Here is a 19,567-nt window from a genome sequence, read left to right on the forward strand (position 1 = left end):
TTACAGTGCAATGGCTGGCTGCAGAAAATACCCACCGGCGCGGCAATCCGCGCTGGTGGGGAATGGACTTGAATTCAAAGGATAAATATTAAGATCAGCGTGGACGTTTACGCACCGCGCTGGGGCGCTGCTGCTTCATCGGCGTATGGCGGGTTAGCGCCGTCTTGTTTCCGGCGTTTTGCCGCCGCGCTTCGCGCATTTCTGCCGGCGTTGCCGCAGGCACCAGGCACTCGCGCCGCGCGCCAATCAGGTGTTTTTTCCCCATCGACTCCAGCGCGGTGCGGATTAGCGGCCAATTTGCCGAGTCGTGATAACGCAACAGCGCCTTATGCAGGCGGCGCTGGCGCTCACCGCGCGCAACCACCACTTCTTCACTCTTATAGTCAATTTTCGCCAGCGGGTTACGCCCGGTGTAATACATTGTGGTTGAGTTCGCGAGCGGCGATGGATAGAAATTCTGCACCTGATCGAGGCGAAAGCGGTGACGCTTAAGCCAAAGCGCCAGGTTCACCATATCTTCATCCGCCGTGCCGGGATGCGCGGAGATAAAATAGGGAATCAGATACTGTTCTTTCCCTGCCTGCTTCGACCAGGTATCAAACAGCTCTTTAAAGCGGTAATAGCTGTCCATTCCGGGCTTCATCATTTTCGATAGCGGCCCTTTTTCAGTATGTTCCGGCGCTATCTTTAAGTAACCGCCAACGTGATGCGTCGCCAGTTCTTTGATATAGCGCGGATCGGCAACCGCCAGGTCATAGCGCACGCCCGAGGCGATCAGGATCTTTTTCACGCCCTTCAGCGCCCGCGCCCGGCGATATAAGTCGATGGTTGGCTGGTGATCCGTATTCATGTGCGAACAAATTTCCGGATACACGCAGGAAAGTCGCCGACAGGTTTGTTCCGCCCGCGGCGAAGTACAGCGCAGCATGTACATATTCGCGGTCGGGCCGCCAAGATCGGAGATAATGCCGGTAAATCCAGGAACTGAGTCGCGGATCGCTTCGATCTCGTTAATAATCGAATCCTGCGAGCGGCTCTGAATAATACGCCCTTCGTGCTCGGTAATTGAGCAAAAACTGCAGCCACCAAAACAGCCGCGCATAATATTCACGGAAAAACGAATCATCTCATAGGCGGGAATGCGCCGCTTCCCATAGGCGGGGTGCGGAACGCGCTGATAAGGGAGTGCAAAAACGGCGTCCATTTCATCCGTCGATAGCGGTATTGCCGGCGGGTTTATCCAGATATAGCGATCGCCGTGCTTTTGCATTAATGCTCTGGCGCAGCCGGGGTTAGTTTCATGGTGCAGGATCCGTGACGCATGCGCATAGAGCACCTTATCGCCTTTGACTTTCTCATAAGAGGGCAGCAGCACGTAAGTTTTCTCCCACGGTTTAGGGCGCGGCGCCTGCACCGTCACGGGCTTTGCCTTAACCTCAGGCTGCGCGTCTTCGCACGGTAAATCCTCACCGTAGGGATGCGGAATAGGATCGATGCGGCCAGGTGCGTCGAGCCGCGTGGAATCCACGCCGCTCCAGCCAACCAGCGCCTCCTTACGGATAATCGCCGTATTACGCACATCCACAATATCCGCAATCGCTTCGCCTCTCGCCAGGCGATGCGCAACTTCCACCAGCGGCCGTTCGCCGTTGCCAAAAATCAGCATATCCGCTTTCGCATCGATCAGCACAGAACGCCGCACGGTGTCAGACCAGTAATCATAGTGCGCGGTGCGCCGCAGGCTGGCTTCAATGCCGCCAAGAATCACCGGGACATCGCTCCAGGCTTCTTTACAGCGCTGCGTGTAAACCAGCGTTGCGCGATCGGGCCGCGCCCCGCCGACGTTATCAGGCGTGTAAGCGTCGTCGTGGCGCAGCTTTTTATCCGCGGTATAGCGGTTAATCATTGAGTCCATGTTGCCCGCAGTGACGCCAAAAAAGAGGTTGGGCTTGCCCAGCCGCATAAATGCGCTTTTATCGCGCCAGTCGGGCTGGGCGATAATCCCGACGCGAAACCCCTGCGCTTCCAGCATGCGCCCGACAATCGCCATCCCGAAACTCGGATGATCGACATACGCATCGCCGGTAACCAGAATAACGTCGCAACTGTCCCAGCCTAACGCATCCATTTCCTCCCGCGACATCGGTAAAAACGGCGCCGGTCCAAAACAGGCAGCCCAGTAGCGGGGCCAGGAAAAAAGGGTTCTGTCGGGCTGGATCAGAGATTGAGAACGCATAATCATTCCACTGCGGGTGAAAAACAGGATAAAAGGCGGGGGATTATACGCTCTCGCGCCGCACAAATCGACGCGTTATTCAGCTAGCGGGCTGAGCTACACCGCAAGGTAAAGGTAACCGCCTGACTCACCGAGCGTTATTGTGGCACCCGCAGGTTTAGCCTGCGGTATTCGCACCCGCATCAGGCGCCGCCGCGACGTGGTGTGGCTACTTTACCAACGCCCTGTGCGAGGCCACGCCGTATGGGTAATCGCCTGACTCACCGAGCGTTATTGTGGCACCCGCAGGTTTAGCCTGCGGTATCCGCACCCGCATCAGGCGCCGCCGCGACGTGGTGTGGCTACTTTACCAACGCCCTGTGCGAGGCCACATCGTATGGGTAATCGCCTGACTCACCGAGCGTTATTGTGGCACCCGCAGGTTTAGCCTGCGGTATCCGCACCCGCATCAGGTGCCGCCGCGACGTGGTGTGGCTACTTTACCAACGCCCTGTGCGAGGCCACACCGTATGGGTAACCGCCTGACTCATCGAGCGTTATTGTGGCACCCGCAGGTTGAGCCTGCGGTATCCGCACCCGCATCAGGTGCCGCCGCGACGTGGTGTGGCTACTTTACCAACGCCCTGTCACCAGCCCGGTGAAGATATCCACATATTATTGGTTTACTAGAAATGCGCCAACCGGCCGGGATACCTCTGCATCATCTCCGACTGCCGGCGCGCTTTTTACTTTTGCAGCCCCCGGTGGCGAGAAAGCCCTAAGGCGCCGCATTCACTTGTATCTGCCCCAGCGATCCCCGATCGGCTAATTCAACCGTTTGGCTGCCAAACAAAAATGGGAAATGCGCCCACGACGGCTGTTCAAAATAGACCAACAGCTCGACCTGACCATCAATCCACAGCGTGTCTTTCCAGCCGCGATCTTCAGGAAAAGGCGCCGCGCCGTTCACATCGCGAATGAGGAAACGCACGCCTTCAATATGGAACGACTGAGGCGTATCCGCACGCACGGTCCAGCGCTCCCAGGTTCCCTGTTGCACCGTTATGTCAATCCGCTGGCTGTCCCAGCGCTGCCCGTTAATACCGGGTTCTGAACCGAGCGTAATATCGCGGCTGCGCGCCGGCGTGCCGTTAATGATTTCATCAGGCAGCAGGCGCTGCGGCAGCTTATCCGTGACCAGCGGTAGCAGCCCACCGGGACGCAGCGTCAATACTAAAGTGGAGATCAATAGAGAGGATGGCTCAAAAAAGCCGCGAATACGATCGACCAGGCTGGCCGCTTCGCCGCAGGTCAGCGATACCTCTTCACCATCCGTCATATCCACAAGGATGTCCCGACGTTCGCCCGGGGCCAGAGAAAGCTGCTTAACCGAAACTGGCGCAGGTAAAAACCCCTGATCGCTGGTAATCACGTGCAGTGGACGACCATCGCTAAACTGAAGCTGATAGCGGCGCGCATTTGAAGCGTTTAACAGGCGCAGTCGCACCCAGCCTCGGGATACTTCAACCCACGGGCTTTGTGCACCGTTAACCAATAGCGTATCACCCAGAAAGCCGTCTTCCTGTTCGCGATAGGTCGGTGTACCAAAATTATCCAGACGCTTGTCCTGAATAATGACCGGGAAGTCATCAACGCCGTAGTGATTCGGTACAGGTAGCCCTTTACTGACCTCATCTTCAATCAGCCACATGCCCGCGAGGCCGCTATAAAGCTGCTCGCCGGCCTGATTAGGCGTATTGGCGTGATACCATAATGTAGCCGCAGCCTGGCGGATCGGCAGTATCGGCGCCCAGTCCGCACCCGGCTTCATCATGCGCGCCGCGCCGCCAAGCAGCGGGCTGGGAACCAACAGGCCGCCGACGGTCATTGCCACATTTTCCTGCAGGCGATTGCTGTAAATCATCTTTACGTCATCGCCGTTCCAGACGCGAATGGTCGGCCCTAAATAACCGCCATTAAATCCACAAACCTGCGCTTTTGCTCCGCCGGTAAACGACCAGTGCGCGGATTGAAGAGTCAGAAACAGGGGCTGCCCGCGCCGAGACTCCAGTAAAGGCGGCAGTGGCAAAGAGGGGCGCTGGCTGGCCGCTTGAACGCGCAGCGGCAGCGCGCCAGCGCAAACCGCCATCCCTGAAACCTGCATAAACTGACGCCGGCTAAGTGACATCGTGGCTCCCTATAGGCCGAATGAGGACAGTCATTCGGAAAAGTTAATTCGTCTGCTTCCTTGTGACGGCGTCGGCGCCTTCACGATCGGCGACTTCATGGTTTAGCGCGTCAATTTTATCCAGCATAATTTGCCGGCAATGCGCCGCCAGTTCTCGCACCTGATCTTTACCGTAATTACGGGTATCTACCGGCGGCAGCATTTCCACTATGACTAATCCGTTATTCCAGCGGTTCAGTTTGATTTTATTGCTGGTATTCGAGACGCACACCGGAATAATCGGCACCCCGGCGGCGATAGCCGCATGAAACGCGCCGGTTTTAAACGGCAGCAGGCCGCGACCGCGGCTGCGCGTCCCTTCAGGGAACATCCAGATAGAAATCTTACGTTTGCGGAACTGGTTAACGACTTCGGCAATGGTGCTATGCGCTTTCGTGCGATTATTTCTGTCGATAAGTAGGTTTCCGGTAAGCCAGTATAGCTGCCCAAAGAAAGGTATCCATACCAGGCTCTTCTTTCCTACCGTAACGGTTGGCGGCAATACAATACGGGCCGCAGTTACCATATCGTAGTTATTTTGGTGATTTGCAATATAAATAGCGTTGCCAAACTGCTCCGCGCCCTCTGGAAGGCGGGTTTCCACTTTCAAACCAAAAACCCGGGCTAAGCGCCCAAAAAGGTGGCCAAATGTGGCGACGTGGCGCGGATTTCTCGGGCTAAACAGACACCAGACCGATCCCAACAGGCAGACTAAAATGCTGTAAATAACCACAATGATAAAGCGAATAATAGCTAGCATAACAACCTCTGAAGTCCGGCCCGTCGGCGAAAGCCGGTTTTACGCGATGTACGTAAGCGCCAGGGCAATCTGAAACCATGACTTTTATGCGCATCGCAACGACAAACAATGACTTTAATGGAAATAATCCTACCGCAGGCGTGCCAGCCCTCCCGTCAGCGAAAGGGCGGCTCGTATTATGCCTCGTCTTCGCCGCGCTTTTGCGGTGACTCAACGTCGATTCTATCGATGCGCTGTAGCCCGCGCATCAGCGTACCGCGGCGCCCGCGCTCAGCGCGCACCTTCTGCAGTTCCTCAGGGCGAAGTTTTAGCTTACGTTTACCAACGTGAATCGTTATCGCACTCTGCGGCGGCAATATCGTCAGCCACGCCAGGCGGTCATCGCCTTTTGCGGCATCTGCTGCTGGTATCGATATGATTTTATTACCTTTACCTTTCGATAGCTGCGGAAGGTCACCTACCGGGAACATAAGCATACGCCCCGCCGCCGTAATCGCAAGCAGCATATCGTCATCGCCGTTCAGTTCCAGAGGCGGTAGCACGCGCGCATTTTCCGGCAAAGAAATCAGAGCTTTACCGGCACGGTTACGCGCAACAAGATCGCTAAAGGTGCAGACAAAACCATATCCCGCATCAGACGCCATGAGCAATTTGCAGTCCTCCGGCGCCATCAGCACCTGTTCAACCACGGCGCCCGGCGGCAGCGTCAGTTTCCCGGTGATAGGTTCTCCCTGACTGCGGGCGGAAGGCAGCGAGATAGGATCGATAGCATAGCTGCGCCCGGTCGAATCAATAAACACCGCTGGTTGATTGCTCTTCCCTTTCGCTGCAGCGAGGAAGCTATCGCCGGCTTTATAATTCAGTCCGCCCGGATCGATATCATGCCCTTTGGCGCTGCGTACCCAGCCCATTTGTGACAGCACAATAGTGACCGGCTCAGAAGGCAGCATGTCATGCTCGTTCATCGCCTTCGCTTCTTCGCGCTCGTGCAGCGGCGAACGGCGCTCATCGCCATAGGCTTCCGCATCGGCCTGCAGCTCTTTTTTCAACAGCGTATTCATGCGGCGCTCTGAACCCAGCGTCGCCTGCAGCCAGTCGCGCTCTTTCTCCAGTTCGCCCTGCTCGCCGCGAATTTTCATCTCTTCCAGTTTAGCGAGATGGCGCAATTTGAGTTCCAGAATGGCTTCCGCCTGGGTGTCGCTCAGGGCGAAACGGGACATCAGCACCGGCTTAGGTTCATCCTCTGAGCGGATGATATGAATCACTTCATCGATATTCAAAAATGCCGTTAGCAAACCGTCCAGGATATGCAGGCGCTTAAGCACCTTTTCCAGACGATAATTCAGGCGACGGCGCACCGTGCTACGGCGGTACACCAGCCATTCAGTGAGGATCTCGTGCAGATTCTTCACCGCAGGCCGCCCGTCCAGGCCTATCATATTGAGATTAACGCGATAACTTTTTTCCAGATCGGTGGTCGCGAACAAATGATTCATCACCTGTTCCACATCCACCCGGTTAGAACGCGGAACGATAACCAGTCGCGTAGGGTTTTCATGATCGGATTCATCGCGCAAATCGTCGACCATCGGCAGTTTTTTCGCCCGCATTTGGCTGGCGATTTGTTCAAGAACCCGCGCGCCGGAAACCTGGTGCGGCAGGGAAGTAATGACAACGGCACCGTCTTCTTTTTTCCAGACTGCGCGCATACGCACCGAGCCGCGACCGTTCTGATAAATTTTACGAATTTCGCTGCGCGGAGTAATGATTTCCGCCTCGGTGGGGTAATCCGGGCCGCGCACAATGTCCAGCAGTGAATCCAGCGAGGTTTCCGGGGCATCGATCAGCGTAATTGCCGCCTGCGCCACTTCTTTTAAATTGTGCGGCGGGATGTCAGTCGCCATCCCAACGGCAATGCCCGTAGTGCCATTAAGCAGGATATTCGGCAGCCGGGCGGGTAACATTTTCGGTTCATTCAATGTGCCGTCGAAGTTAGGCACATAATCGACGGTGCCCTGCCCCAGTTCACCCAGCAGCACTTCCGCGTATTTTGATAGCCGCGATTCGGTATAACGCATAGCGGCAAAGGATTTAGGGTCATCCGGCGCGCCCCAGTTGCCTTGGCCGTCCACCAGCGGATAGCGATATGAGAAAGGCTGGGCCATCAGCACCATCGCCTCATAGCAGGCGCTGTCGCCGTGCGGATGGTATTTCCCGAGCACGTCCCCAACGGTGCGGGCGGACTTTTTAAACTTAGCGCGCGCATCCAAACCCAGTTCCGACATCGCATAGACAATGCGGCGCTGTACCGGCTTCAGGCCATCGCCGATAAACGGCAGCGCGCGGTCCATGATGACGTACATGGAATAATTAAGGTACGCATTCTCGGTAAATTTATGCAGCGCGAGACGCTCTGCACCCTCCTGAGTCACATCACTCATTGCTAATTAATCCTCAGACAGTCTGTCCACCGTAGGCGAAACGGCAATATTGCCGGGGATAATACAGGATCTACCTTGTGGAATCACAGGGAAGGGCAATTATTGCGCTTACCGCAAAAGACTTTGCGCATTTCTAACATATATTAGCGTTGCTCAACCTATTAGAATAAGCCCCATAGATTACGAGGAGTTAACCGATTATGAGCAACATTCTGATTATCAACGGCGCAAAAAAATTCGCCCATTCCAACGGCCAGCTTAACGATACATTGACTGAAGTCGCGGAGTCTTACCTGCGCGACGCAGGCCATAGCGTACAGGTCACCCGCGCGGACGCTGATTACAACATTAACGCGGAAGTCGAAAAGTTCCAGTGGGCCGATGTTATTATTTGGCAAATGCCCGGCTGGTGGATGGGCGCGCCGTGGACCGTTAAAAAATATATGGACGACGTTTTTACCGAAGGGCACGGCACTCTGTATGCCAGCGATGGCCGCACACGTAAAGATGCCTCTAAAAAATATGGCTCAGGCGGTCTGATGCAAGGAACGAAATATATGCTGTCGCTAACCTGGAATGCACCGATGGAAGCGTTCGATGATAAAGCGCAGTTTTTCCACGGCGTAGGCGTTGACGGCGTGTATCTGCCTTTCCATAAAGCAAATCAGTTCCTCGGTATGGAAGCGCTGCCCACTTACATCGCGAATGACGTTATTAAAATGCCCGATGTGCCTCGCTATATCGAAGAATACCGCAAGCATCTTAGCGAGATTTTTGCTTAACTGTAGACCGGTTTTCATTCTGCATAGTCTAACGGCTGCGCGAAAACGCGTGCGTCGACACCATTACCATTACCGGGCGCTTTGCGCCCGGTATGCTCGTTGAGCACACTGCCGCACAGGCCCGCAGCATATAACGAATTCACGGAAAGGAGTGAGTCATCATGATTACAGTGATTGCGGATATCCGCACCCGCCCTGGCCAGCATCATCGCCAGGCCGTTTTAGACGCCTTTGCCGGCATCATCCCTACGGTACTTCAGGAAGCTGGCTGCCACGGCTATACCCCGCTGGTTGATAACAACGCCGGGGTTGAGTTTCAAACCTGTGTACCAGATGCCATTACTATGCTGGAGCACTGGGAAAGCATCGAGCATCTTCAGGCGCACATTGCCACCCCGCACATGCAGGCCTGGTCCGCAGAAGTTAAAGAGCACGTGCTAGAGACGCGGATTCGGATTTTGGAAGTTGCCTTATAAGGTTTAGCGATAAGCGATACTTCGGTATGGCTTATCGCCCTATTCTCATCTTTCTCATCGCTTAGCCCGGATTACGCTAAGCCGGCTGTGTTCCCTTCGCATTGCAGAGGCTAAACGCCACATCGCTGCTCCAGCCTGTATAGTTTTCCTCTGGCTATTTCAACGCAATACCATCTCCTCTGTATAGCCAAACGCGAGCAGCAGAGATAACCCGTGCGGATAGACCGCCACTCGTTTTGCCCCTATTGCTGGCAAAAGCACAGCTGCCTTCTCCCGAACAGAGTTCAACTGCCAGTGGCAGATATAACCCTTTGATATAAGATGTAATCATAAAAAACCCCGCAGTACGCAGCGGGGTAAATTAGCCGTCAGATATAACTGGCCGCAATATCGTCTTTTCTACCTTCAGCCAGCAGCGCCCGGCGTGAAGCAATCAACCCCAAAGCGCGCCTCAGGGTTTATTGAACATTAGACGTCGATATCCGCCATATCACCTTTTTCCTGCAGCCAATTACGGCGATCTTCCGAACGTTTTTTCGCCAACAGCATATCCATGATAGCCGTAGTTTGCTTTTCATCCTCATCACTGATGGTCAACTGCACCAGGCGGCGGGTATTGGGATCGAGCGTCGTTTCTCGTAGCTGCATCGGGTTCATCTCCCCCAGCCCTTTAAAACGTTGCACGTTAGGCTTACCCCGCTTGCGCTTAAGTTGTTCCAGTACGCCAGCCTTTTCTTCTTCATCCAGCGCGTAGTACACCTCTTTACCGAGATCGATGCGATACAGCGGCGGCATCGCAACATAAACATGCCCATGTTTAACCAGCGCGCGGAAATGGCGCACAAACAGCGCACACAGCAGCGTGGCGATATGCAGCCCGTCAGAGTCGGCGTCCGCCAGAATACAAATTTTGCCGTAGCGTAGCTGGCTTAAATCTTCGCTGTCCGGGTCGATACCCACTGCAACAGAAATATCGTGGACTTCCTGAGAGGCTAAAACCTCGTCGGGTGACACTTCCCAGGTATTCAGGATTTTACCCTTCAGCGGCATAATTGCCTGATATTCACGGTCGCGCGCCTGCTTGGCAGAACCGCCCGCGGAGTCCCCTTCCACTAAAAACAGTTCCGTACGATTCAAGTCTTGCGCAGTGCAATCCGCCAATTTGCCGGGCAGCGCCGGACCACTGGTGAGCTTTTTACGCACGACTTTTTTCGCCGCACGCAGACGACGCTGAGCGCTGGCAATCGCCATTTCCGCTAACTGCTCTGCGGCCTGCACATTTTGATTGAGCCACAGAGAGAAGGCATCTTTAACTACTCCGGAGACAAATGCTGCGCTCTGGCGCGAAGACAGGCGCTCTTTGGTTTGCCCTGCAAACTGCGGGTCCTGCATCTTCACGGACAGCACATAGGCACAGCGCTCCCAAATATCTTCCGCCGTCAGCTTCACTCCGCGCGGCAAAATATTGCGGTATTCACAAAACTCGCGCATGGCGTCCAGAAGCCCCTGGCGCAAGCCGTTTACGTGGGTGCCGCCCTGAAGCGTCGGGATCAAATTGACATAGCTTTCCGTCAGCAGTTCGCCGCCTTCCGGCAGCCACAGTAGCGCCCAGTCGACCGCATCCGTCTCACTGTCAAAGTTGCCGATAAACGGCTGTTCCGGTAGCGTTGGCAGGCCATTAACCGCTTCACATAAATAATCATTCAGGCCATTTTGGTAGCACCAGCGCTGCTCGGTATTATTCACGTCATCTTTGAAAGTGATTTCTACACCCGGGCAAAGCACGGCCTTGGCTTTTAATAAATGCGTTAGCCGTGAGACAGAAAAGCGCGGGCTATCAAAAAATGAAGCGTCTGGCCAGAAATGCACGCTGGTGCCGGTACTGCGTTTTCCGCAGGTGCCGATGACTTCCAATTCCTGGACCTTTTCACCGTTTTCAAACGCGATGCGATACACCTGCGCATCGCGTTTAACGGTGACTTCAACGCGTTTAGACAGCGCGTTGACCACGGAAATGCCCACGCCGTGCAGGCCACCGGAAAACTGATAATTTTTGTTAGAAAACTTCCCGCCGGCGTGTAACCGACACAGGATCAGTTCCACCGCAGTGACGCCCTCTTCCGGATGGATATCCACCGGCATGCCGCGGCCATCGTCGATCACTTCCAGTGACTGATCGGCGTGTAAAATAACGTCCACGCGTTTGGCATGGCCCGCCAGCGCTTCATCTACGCTGTTATCAATTACTTCCTGCCCAAGATGGTTCGGGCGTGAGGTATCCGTATACATTCCCGGACGGCGGCGAACGGGCTCCAGCCCGGTTAATACCTCAATGGCATCTGCGTTATAGGATTGCGTCATGACTTATTCATTCAGATAGCGAAATCGTTCTGCTTTCCGGGCTGGTTCAGCCCAAGAAAATCAACGATCTGTGGGAAATGATCCTCAAAGCCAGCAAAGGCGTGATTTCCGCCTGGCTCTACGGTCTGGCGGCACGCCGCGTAGTACGCCACCGCCTGACGATAATCTAATACCTCATCGCCAGTCTGTTGCAGCAGCCAGATGAGATCCGGCGCTTCCAGCGGCTCAATTTGCATCACTTTGAGATCGTAAATATGGCGAGACTCTAACACATATTCCTGCCCCGTCCAGGGATTCTCGTTAGGCCCTAAATAATCCATTAATAGTTCAAAAGGCCGTACGGCCGGATTCACAACCGCAGCGGGCAGCATAAAACACTGGGAAAGCCAAGTCGCATAGTAGCCGCCCAGAGAAGAGCCGACAATCCCCAGCGGTGCACCGCCGTGCGCAAGTATCAGTGTTTCAAGAACTTCTGCGGCCTTATCGGGAAAAGGGGGTAATTGCGGCACCAGCATTTCAATATTCGGGTAGGTTTGCTTCAACCAGCTCTTTAGCGCCGTGGCTTTTGCAGAATGCGGAGAACTATTAAATCCATGTAAATAAAGCAGCGTCGACATTAATAACCTTCCGAGGTGGTATCCGGGCTAAATGCGCCGCTGGCCAGGCGGCATACTTCAGTTTCAACGCTGCCGTCTGGCTGTAACGTTAGCCAGCGCCAGCCAGGACCAACGGTATCCAGCGTAAAATTGGTGCAGTGGGGTTTAAATTGAATACAGGTCGACGGAGTCGCCAGTAATCGGCGCCCGTTCCAGTCAACGTCCACTTCCTGATGTATATGCCCACACAGCAAAGTACTGACCCGAGGCCAGCGGCGCAGAATACAGTCTAGATCCGGTGCATTGCGCAGGCTGTGCTGATCGAGCCAGCGACAGCCTACCGCGAGCGGGTGATGATGCAACAGCAGCAGCGTATTGCGCTCGGGCGCCTGAGCCAGCGCAGTTTCCAGCCACTGGCACTGATATTCACTAAGCTCGCCGTGCGGTACGCCGAATACCTGGCTATCCAACAAGATTATCTGCCAGCGATCGCCGGCAAAAACGCGCTTTACCGATGATATACCCGCATCCTGCAGCGCGCTGAACATGAAAGGCTGAAAATCATGATTGCCCGGCAGCCATACGCAGGGCGTTCTCAGCGCGGCAACCCCGTGTGCAAAATGCCGGTAAGCCAGCGCGCTTTGATCCTGCGCCAAATCCCCCGTCGCGACGATAAGATCAAAGGCGCGCCGCTGCGCCTGTATCGCCGCTATCACAGCCTGATAGCTATCCCAGGTATTTATTCCCAACAGCGTCTCGCATTTATCCGCGAAGAGGTGCGTGTCGGTAATTTGTAATATCCTGATCCCGGCCCCGGCGGCCACGGGAAGAGTTAACAGGCTTTCCAAATGGTGTCCTTAGGTGTCAAGTCAGCGTTAACAAACCGGAACCGCCATTGCCCCGTGCGCCAAACAGTAGCGCAGCCAGTCAGCAAGGAACTGGTTAATTTGATGCTTCTCATCGCGTTGATGCAACTTCTTATTCGGATAATCATATCGTGCTTTAAAGCGAAATATCTGCTGGCTCGAACACACTTCCGCGACCAGTGCGTCGTGATATAAACGAACGGTCATTGACGGCAAGCTCCAGTAGCTCACCGCAGGCCAGGTCTGATCTATCTCAATCAGCGTGGTGTAGCGCGTAGCTTCAACTATCGTTATCCGATAGCGTGCGCCGCTTACCTGGTAACTTACCGTTTCTCCCGGCGCGTTATTCTGCGGCAACAGGCGACGCAACTGCGCGAAATTGGTTTCGCACAGGCGCATCATTTCCGGAAAATCGGGCGTATAGCGCTTTATCATAAAAATCTATCCTGTTGCTCAAGCCAACCTCGTGAGGTCGTGATGCGTTTAGACGACCAGACCGAAGCTATATCTTAGCGTTTTTGGCCGTCAACGTATTACCAATACCGCACTGCACTTTCTTTAATGGTCTGACGACCTTTAGTTACGCCATTCATCTCGTAGCGTTTCATGATGCAGCGCCAGCCACTGGAGCGCAATCACAGATGCAGCGTTATCAATTTGACCTTCCTCAACCCAGCGATAGGCCTGTTCACGGCTAACTACGCGTACCCGAATATCTTCATTTTCCTGCTCAAGCCCGTGAATCCCCTGCGCCAGGCGCGCATCCACTTCGCCAACCCACACCGCCAGCCGTTCACTGGTGCCGCCGGGGCTTGAGAGGTAACTCAGCACCGGGCGCATCCGCCCAATTTCAATGCCCGCCTCTTCCTGCGCCTCCCGGCGCGCTACTTCATCATGAGTTTCTCCCGGCTCAATCATGCCTGCCACCAGCTCAAGCAGCCAGGGAGATGCGCTCGTTTCCCAGGCGGCGATACGAATTTGCTCAATCAAGACAACTTCATCACGCACCGGGTCATATGGTAAAAGCGCAACGGCGTGGCCACGCTCAAAAATTTCGCGCTGGATTTCTCCGCTCATTTCGCCATTAAACAAGCGATGGCGAAATCGATAGCGCTCCAGTGAAAAAAAACCACGGTATAACGTTTCCCGTGCAATAATTTCTACGTCTTTGCGTCCGAAAGTGACGGCATATTTGTTAGATTGCATCGATTTGCTCATAATATTGCCCATCTATTAAGGTGGTAAAATCGCCATTATTAAGCCGTTTGGCTGTTGTTTCATCGACTGTGTGATAGATTGTGGCCCCAAAAGGCCGATGGCACATTACGCCAACCGCTGCGGTTGGCTAACTCTGGTAGAATCGGCGATCATTTTCAAAATTGTCAGCGCCAAAAAACATTGCTGCTTCACAACAAGGAATGCAAATGAAGAAACTGCTCCCCATTCTAATCGGCCTGGGCCTGACAGGGTTCAGCGCCATGAGTCAGGCCGAGAACCTGCTGCAGGTTTATCAGCAGGCTCGACTGAGCAACCCCGAATTACGTAAATCTGCCGCTGACCGTGACGCAGCGTTCGAAAAAATTAACGAAGCCCGCAGCCCTTTGCTGCCGCAGCTCAACCTTGGTGCAGACTATAGCTATAACCGCGGCTACCGCGATGCTAGCGGCGTGGACTATAACTCTACCGGAGCCAATCTCTCGCTGACGCAAACCATTTTTGATATGTCAAAATGGCGTGGTTTAACCCTACAGGAAAAAGCGGCCGGCATTCAGGATGTCTCCTATCAGGTCGATCAGCAAACGCTGATGTTAAACACCTCTACCGCTTATTTTAAAGTGCTGAGCGCCATCGATACTCTGTCTTATATTGAAGCCCAAAAACAGGCGATTTACCGTCAGCTGGATCAGACAACGCAGCGCTTTAACGTTGGGCTGGTTGCGATAACCGATGTTCAGAACGCCCGCGCACAATACGACAGCGTGCTGGCAAATGAAGTGACGGCGCGCAACGATTTAGATAACGCACTGGAAGATTTACGCCAGATAACCGGAAATGCCTGGCCTGAACTGGCCTCGCTGAATGTCAGCAGCTTTAAATCCGCGCGCCCGGACTCGGTAAATAACCTGCTAAAAGAAGCGGAAAAACGTAACCTGTCTCTGTTACAGGCGCGTTTGAATCAGGATATGTCCCGCGAGCAAATTCGCCAGGCGCAGGATGGCCACCTGCCAACGCTCGGGCTGAGTGCGTCCTCCAGCATTTCAGACAGCGACTACAACTACAAAGGCAGTTCTCTGGGTCGAAACCAGCATATTGGCCAAAATTCAATTGGGCTGAATTTCTCTCTGCCAATTTACAGCGGCGGCGCAGTTAATTCACGGGTAAAACAGGCTCAATACGCTTTTGTCGGTTCCAGCGAACAGCTTGAAAGCGCGCATCGCAATATGGTCCAAACGGTACGTTCTTCCTATAACAACGTCAGTGCGTCCATCAGCAATATCAAAGCTTACGAACAACTGGTTGTCTCCTCACAAAGCTCGCTGGATGCGATGGAAGCCGGTTACTCGGTGGGAACGCGTACCATCGTCGATGTGTTGGACGCGACTACCACGCTGTATAACGCTAAACAACAGCTTTCCAACGCGCGCTACAACTATTTGATTAACCAGCTAAATATCAAGTATGCGCTCGGTACTCTGAATGAGCAGGATCTTCAGCAGTTAAATGCCACGCTGGGTAAACCTGTGTCGACTAACCCGGAAAGCGTCGCGCCGGAAACCCCGCGCCAAAATGCAAATGCCGATGGGTATGATACGGCTAATACTGCCTCTCCAACTCCGGTTTCCAAGCGTCATGAAAGCCCGGCGACTCGCTCCGGTCGTAATCCATTCAGTCACTAAACTTTCCCGGGGGGCGCTATATGGCGCCCTCTGCGTAAGACAACGTAAATATCATCACGCCAGCGCTGACTTTTGCTTCAAATTCAACCAGCCATCCCCTATCCTTACCGACATGCTTATCTTTGAACAGGTCTGTAGCCTCTGCGCCTTGCAGTCTACATTTTATTGGTCGTACCTCTGATACCAGGAAGATGAAAATGAAACGGACAAAAATGATCAATCGCGCTGCTTTCCGTAAAAACTGGAGCGCCCGCCATCTAACGCCGGTCGCGCTGGCCGTAGCCGCCATTTTCGCGCTTTCAGGGTGTGAGCAAAGCGATGAAACAGTCTCTCTTTATCAAAATGCCGATGATTGCTCACAGGCTAATCCAGGAAAAAGCGCGGAATGTACCGCCGCCTGGCAAAAAGCGCAGCAGGAAGCCGCGCGCACCGCACCGAAGTACGCAACTCGGGAAGATTGCGTAGCTGAATTTGGCGAAGGTCAGTGCCAGCAGGCGCCTGCCCAGGCGGGTATGGCGGGCGGAGAGAACGCGCAGGCTCAGGCGCACTCCGGCGGGTTTTGGATGCCGATGCTGGCGGGCTATATGATGGGACGCATGATGGGCGGCGGCTTTGCGCAACAGCCGCTATTTACCTCACGAAATCCCGCCAGCCCGGCCTATGGAAAATATACCGACGCCGGCGGCAAAATTTACGGCGCGGCCCAGGCAGGGCGCTCGATAAACGTGCCGAAAAGCGCCATGACGCCAAAGGCTGCTACCACGAATACCATTACCCGCGGCGGATTTGGCGAAACGGTCGCCCGCCAATCCACGATGCACCGCAGCTCGGCCGGCTCCCATTCGCGCTCTTTTGGAGGCTGACTGATGGAACGTATCGCTATTCGCGAGCGCCCGGACTGGCGGGAGAAAGCGGCCGAATTCGGGTTTAACTTTCACACGCTGTATGGCGAACCTTACTGGTGCGAAGACGCTTATTATCAACTGACGCTCGCGCAGGTAGAAAAGGTAGAAGCAGTAACCGCCGAACTTCATCAAATGTGTCTGGAAGTTGTAGAAAAAGTAACCGGAAGCGATACGCTTATGGATCGCTTCCGGATCCCCAAACACACGCGCGAATTTGTACGCCAGTCGTGGCGCACCCATCAGCCCTCACTCTATTCCCGACTGGATCTAGCCTGGGACGGCAGCGGCGAACCCAAGCTTTTAGAAAATAACGCCGATACGCCAACATCCTTATATGAAGCAGCCTTTTTTCAGTGGATCTGGCTGGAAGACTGCATCCAGTCGGGCAGCCTGCCCGCCAATAGCGATCAGTTTAATAGTCTGCAGGAAAAGCTCATCGCTCGTTTTACTCAGCTGCAGGAAAAACACGGCTTTAATCTGCTGCACTTTACCTGCTGCACGGATAGCGAAGAAGATCGCGGCACCGTTCAGTATTTACAGGACTGCGCGGCTGAAGCGGGGCTTCCCAGTGAGTTTCTGTTTATCGAAGATATCGGGCTCGGCGAAAAAGGGCAGTTTACCGACCTCAGCGATCGGGTGATTAGCAATCTATTCAAGCTCTATCCATGGGAGTTCATGCTGCGTGAAAACTTCTCCACCAAGCTTGAAGATGCGGGAGTTCGCTGGCTGGAACCCGCGTGGAAAAGCATTATTTCAAATAAAGCGCTGCTGCCAATGCTTTGGGAAATGTTTCCCAATCACCCAAACCTGCTACCGGCGTGGTTTGCCGATGAACCTCATCCTGAACTGGAAAAATACGTCGTCAAACCGCTGTTCTCGCGCGAGGGTGCCAATGTGCGCATCATTGAACGCGGGCAGGAAATCGCCGGCGTCGAAGGCCCCTACGGTGAAGAAGGCTATATCATTCAGCAATTCCACCCCCTTCCCGCGTATGGCGACAGCTACACGCTGATTGGAAGCTGGCTAATCGACGGTGAACCTGCGGGTATCGGCCTGCGGGAAGACAAAGCGCTGATTACCCAGGATCTGTCGCGCTTCTATCCGCATATTTTCCTCGAATAACCCCAGAGTTCGGGCGCAGATACCGCCCGAACTCCGCTTTACCCTAACCACCTACCTGCACGGACAGCATGCTCAGCGAACCCATTTCTATGCCTTCCACCGGCAATGTCACCGGCTCGGTACCCTCCCACGCTCCCAGCGTGTACAGCAGCGGCAGGAAATGTTCAGGTGTTGGGCACGCCAGCGCACCGCCTTCAGCGAGAAGATAGTTTGCCAGCGGATGTTGCCCCGCAGCGCCGCGCCAGCGCAAGTTATCCTTCACAAAATCATTAAATGCCTGCGCCCACGGATAAACCCGTAGCGGCTCGCTCCAACTCGCCAGTTGCAGATTGTGCACCACATTACCGCTGGCAACAATTAAGACGCCCTCATCGCGCAGCACAGCCAGTTTGCGGCCAAGCTCCAGGTGCCCGCTGACAGGCAAAGTACCGTCAATACTTAACTGTACCACCGGGATATCCGCCTGCGGATACATAGCCAGTAACAGGCTCCAGCTTCCGTGATCGAGCCCCCAATCATCATCCAAAACCACCGGAGTCTGCGGCGCCAGCAGCTCGCTAATACGGCGGGCCAGCCGCGGGGAACCCGGCGCCGGATACACAGTTTCATGCAGTGCCCGTGGGAAACCGTGAAAATCATGGACAGTCGGCGGCTGCACCATTGCGGTAACGCGGGTGCCGCGCGTATACCAGTGAGCCGAAATAGCTAAAATCGCCTGCGGCCTGGGGAGCTGTTCTCCCAGGCGCCGCCACGTCTGAGTATATCGGTTATTCTCAAGGACATTCATCGGGCTGCCGTGCCCCAGGAACAGCGCGGGCATACGTCGTAGAGTTGGCATACAAAGATCCGGTATCTCGGGGTAATAATGATACCTTATCGCTTATGCCGACTATTTACAGGCGGATAACCGTGACTAAGACTGTCAGTAAATTTGAATGTAAAAAGCCCGTAAAGCCCACGCGCTAAGCTTCGTTTTTAGATAAATTTCAATTGGTTAAATGATAATCCCTATCAAAGGAGAACGCTATGTCAGCCCCTTTGCTCCTGACACTGCTGGCGGGCAGCGCCACTTTTATCGGCGCGCTGTTAAGCCTGCCAGGCAAAAAGCCGTCAAATCGCGTGCTCGCTTTTTCTCTCGGCTTTGCCGCTGGCATTATGTTACTGATATCACTGATGGAGATGCTGCCCGCCGCTCTGGCAACGCCGTCAATGCCACCGATAGTAGGTTACGGAATGTTTATTATCGGATTGTTGGGCTATTTCGCGCTGGACCACCTGCTGCCGCACGCTCATCCGCAGGATTTATCCGTCGGCGCCATGGAGCACAAGCCGCAGCTGCGCCGCACCGCGATGTTACTCACGCTAGGCATCAGCCTGCATAATTTTCCCGAAGGCATTGCGACTTATGTGACCGCCAGTCAGGATTTAGAATTAGGGTTGGGAATAGCATTAGCCGTCGCCTTACATAATATTCCTGAAGGCCTTGCCGTAGCCGGGCCTGTCTACGCCGCTACGGGTTCCCGAGGCCGTGCGCTGCTGTGGTCTGGCCTTTCCGGCTGCGCTGAAATCGCAGGCGGCGTGCTGGCATGGCTGGTGCTGGGCACACTGATTTCTCCAATGGTTATGGCGGCTATTATGGCGGCGGTCGCCGGGATTATGGTTGCCCTCTCGGTCGATGAACTTATGCCGTTAGCAAAAGAAATCGATCCGGTGAATAACCCGAGTTATGGAGTGCTGTGCGGAATGGCAACAATGGGTCTCAGCCTGACGCTGCTCCAGCTGAGTGATATGGGTTAACGGGAAACTCGGGTGAGCCCACGCTATTTAACATACCTGCAGATACCACTTATGCCCGATAAGCGATGTTATTCAGATAAAAAGACCCGGCGCTAAAATGCCGGGTATTTAATAAGACGAAG

General features: G+C 54.4%; 16 protein-coding genes. 6 read left to right on the forward strand and 10 right to left on the reverse strand.

From position 1 onward, the window contains the following. Window positions 1–94 precede the first annotated feature (94 nt). From SFA31_RS00575 to parC, 4 genes are all read right to left on the reverse strand, one after another. Window positions 95–2,236, reverse strand: a complete 2,142-nt coding sequence (locus SFA31_RS00575; RefSeq protein ID WP_322836240.1) for a YgiQ family radical SAM protein — start codon at window positions 2,234–2,236, stop codon at window positions 95–97. Window positions 2,237–2,993: 757 nt separating this feature from the next. Further along, on the reverse strand, window positions 2,994–4,403 hold the full coding sequence (gene ftsP, locus SFA31_RS00580) for a cell division protein FtsP (protein WP_322836241.1): 1,410 nt from the start codon (window positions 4,401–4,403) through the stop codon (window positions 2,994–2,996). Between the two features lie 43 nt (window positions 4,404–4,446). Beyond that, on the reverse strand, window positions 4,447–5,202 hold the full coding sequence (locus tag SFA31_RS00585; RefSeq protein ID WP_322836242.1) for a 1-acylglycerol-3-phosphate O-acyltransferase: 756 nt from the start codon (window positions 5,200–5,202) through the stop codon (window positions 4,447–4,449). Window positions 5,203–5,378: 176 nt separating this feature from the next. Then, window positions 5,379–7,643, reverse strand: coding sequence for a DNA topoisomerase IV subunit A (gene parC / locus SFA31_RS00590; RefSeq protein ID WP_322836243.1), 2,265 nt, complete (start codon window positions 7,641–7,643; stop codon window positions 5,379–5,381). 200 nt (window positions 7,644–7,843) lie between these two features. On the opposite strand from parC, the gene SFA31_RS00595 reads away from it, so the two are divergent. Then, window positions 7,844–8,425, forward strand: a complete 582-nt coding sequence (locus SFA31_RS00595; protein ID WP_322836244.1) for an NAD(P)H-dependent oxidoreductase — start codon at window positions 7,844–7,846, stop codon at window positions 8,423–8,425. A 161-nt stretch (window positions 8,426–8,586) separates the two neighbouring features. Further along, window positions 8,587–8,901 (forward strand): putative quinol monooxygenase, encoded by a 315-nt coding sequence (locus SFA31_RS00600; protein WP_322836245.1) that lies wholly within the window; start codon window positions 8,587–8,589, stop codon window positions 8,899–8,901. A gap of 468 nt (window positions 8,902–9,369) precedes the next feature. Here SFA31_RS00600 and parE read toward each other — a convergent pair whose 3' ends face one another. The 5 genes from parE to nudF all read right to left on the reverse strand — a co-directional run bounded on the left by parE (window position 9,370) and on the right by nudF (window position 13,942). Continuing rightward, window positions 9,370–11,262 carry a DNA topoisomerase IV subunit B gene (parE, locus tag SFA31_RS00605; RefSeq protein WP_322836246.1) on the reverse strand — a complete coding sequence of 631 codons (1,893 nt, stop codon included), beginning with the start codon at window positions 11,260–11,262 and terminating at the stop codon, window positions 9,370–9,372. Window positions 11,263–11,273: 11 nt separating this feature from the next. Next, entirely contained in the window at window positions 11,274–11,879 is a 606-nt protein-coding gene (gene yqiA / locus SFA31_RS00610; RefSeq protein WP_322836247.1) for an esterase YqiA, read from the reverse strand. Next, window positions 11,879–12,706: a 3',5'-cyclic-AMP phosphodiesterase gene (cpdA, locus tag SFA31_RS00615; protein WP_322836248.1), complete on the reverse strand. Its 828-nt coding sequence runs from the start codon at window positions 12,704–12,706 to the stop codon at window positions 11,879–11,881. The genes yqiA and cpdA overlap by 1 nt, the downstream gene beginning before the upstream one ends. A 27-nt stretch (window positions 12,707–12,733) precedes the next feature. Continuing rightward, entirely contained in the window at window positions 12,734–13,156 is a 423-nt protein-coding gene (locus SFA31_RS00620; RefSeq protein ID WP_322839262.1) for a DUF1249 family protein, read from the reverse strand. 144 nt (window positions 13,157–13,300) lie between these two features. After that, the gene (nudF, locus tag SFA31_RS00625; RefSeq protein ID WP_322836249.1) at window positions 13,301–13,942 is read right to left on the reverse strand and encodes an ADP-ribose diphosphatase; all 642 of its coding nucleotides are present in this window, start codon (window positions 13,940–13,942) and stop codon (window positions 13,301–13,303) included. Window positions 13,943–14,142: 200 nt separating this feature from the next. On the opposite strand from nudF, the gene tolC reads away from it, so the two are divergent. From tolC to SFA31_RS00640, 3 genes are all read left to right on the forward strand, one after another. Then, a complete protein-coding gene (tolC, locus tag SFA31_RS00630; protein WP_322836250.1) occupies window positions 14,143–15,621 on the forward strand; it encodes an outer membrane channel protein TolC in 1,479 nt (492 codons plus the stop codon). Window positions 15,622–15,818: 197 nt separating this feature from the next. Further along, window positions 15,819–16,484 (forward strand): DUF1190 family protein, encoded by a 666-nt coding sequence (locus SFA31_RS00635; protein ID WP_322836251.1) that lies wholly within the window; start codon window positions 15,819–15,821, stop codon window positions 16,482–16,484. A 3-nt stretch (window positions 16,485–16,487) separates the two neighbouring features. Continuing rightward, the gene (locus SFA31_RS00640; protein ID WP_322836252.1) at window positions 16,488–17,648 is read left to right on the forward strand and encodes a glutathionylspermidine synthase family protein; all 1,161 of its coding nucleotides are present in this window, start codon (window positions 16,488–16,490) and stop codon (window positions 17,646–17,648) included. Window positions 17,649–17,691: 43 nt separating this feature from the next. Here the strand turns inward: SFA31_RS00640 and ygiD are convergent, their stop codons facing one another. Next, the gene (gene ygiD, locus SFA31_RS00645; protein WP_322839263.1) at window positions 17,692–18,468 is read right to left on the reverse strand and encodes a 4,5-DOPA dioxygenase extradiol; all 777 of its coding nucleotides are present in this window, start codon (window positions 18,466–18,468) and stop codon (window positions 17,692–17,694) included. A 206-nt stretch (window positions 18,469–18,674) separates the two neighbouring features. On the opposite strand from ygiD, the gene zupT reads away from it, so the two are divergent. Continuing rightward, on the forward strand, window positions 18,675–19,445 hold the full coding sequence (gene zupT / locus SFA31_RS00650; protein ID WP_322836253.1) for a zinc transporter ZupT: 771 nt from the start codon (window positions 18,675–18,677) through the stop codon (window positions 19,443–19,445). The last annotated feature ends 122 nt before the right edge of the window (window positions 19,446–19,567 follow it).

Source organism: Erwinia sp. HR93 (assembly GCF_034555055.1).
GTDB lineage: Bacteria > Pseudomonadota > Gammaproteobacteria > Enterobacterales > Enterobacteriaceae > Apirhabdus > Apirhabdus apintestini.

What these genes read in the sequence shown, in the direction of transcription:
- SFA31_RS00575 (WP_322836240.1), bottom strand. Translation starts at nt 2,236, where the DNA reads ATGCGTTCTCAATCTCTGATCCAGCCCGACAGAACCCTTTTTTCCTGG.
- ftsP (WP_322836241.1), bottom strand. Translation starts at nt 4,403, where the DNA reads ATGTCACTTAGCCGGCGTCAGTTTATGCAGGTTTCAGGGATGGCGGTT.
- SFA31_RS00585 (WP_322836242.1), bottom strand. Translation starts at nt 5,202, where the DNA reads ATGCTAGCTATTATTCGCTTTATCATTGTGGTTATTTACAGCATTTTA.
- parC (WP_322836243.1), bottom strand. Translation starts at nt 7,643, where the DNA reads ATGAGTGATGTGACTCAGGAGGGTGCAGAGCGTCTCGCGCTGCATAAA.
- SFA31_RS00595 (WP_322836244.1), top strand. Translation starts at nt 7,844, where the DNA reads ATGAGCAACATTCTGATTATCAACGGCGCAAAAAAATTCGCCCATTCC.
- SFA31_RS00600 (WP_322836245.1), top strand. Translation starts at nt 8,587, where the DNA reads ATGATTACAGTGATTGCGGATATCCGCACCCGCCCTGGCCAGCATCAT.
- parE (WP_322836246.1), bottom strand. Translation starts at nt 11,262, where the DNA reads ATGACGCAATCCTATAACGCAGATGCCATTGAGGTATTAACCGGGCTG.
- yqiA (WP_322836247.1), bottom strand. Translation starts at nt 11,879, where the DNA reads ATGTCGACGCTGCTTTATTTACATGGATTTAATAGTTCTCCGCATTCT.
- nudF (WP_322836249.1), bottom strand. Translation starts at nt 13,942, where the DNA reads ATGAGCAAATCGATGCAATCTAACAAATATGCCGTCACTTTCGGACGC.
- tolC (WP_322836250.1), top strand. Translation starts at nt 14,143, where the DNA reads ATGCAAATGAAGAAACTGCTCCCCATTCTAATCGGCCTGGGCCTGACA.
- SFA31_RS00635 (WP_322836251.1), top strand. Translation starts at nt 15,819, where the DNA reads ATGAAACGGACAAAAATGATCAATCGCGCTGCTTTCCGTAAAAACTGG.
- SFA31_RS00640 (WP_322836252.1), top strand. Translation starts at nt 16,488, where the DNA reads ATGGAACGTATCGCTATTCGCGAGCGCCCGGACTGGCGGGAGAAAGCG.
- ygiD (WP_322839263.1), bottom strand. Translation starts at nt 18,468, where the DNA reads ATGCCCGCGCTGTTCCTGGGGCACGGCAGCCCGATGAATGTCCTTGAG.
- zupT (WP_322836253.1), top strand. Translation starts at nt 18,675, where the DNA reads ATGTCAGCCCCTTTGCTCCTGACACTGCTGGCGGGCAGCGCCACTTTT.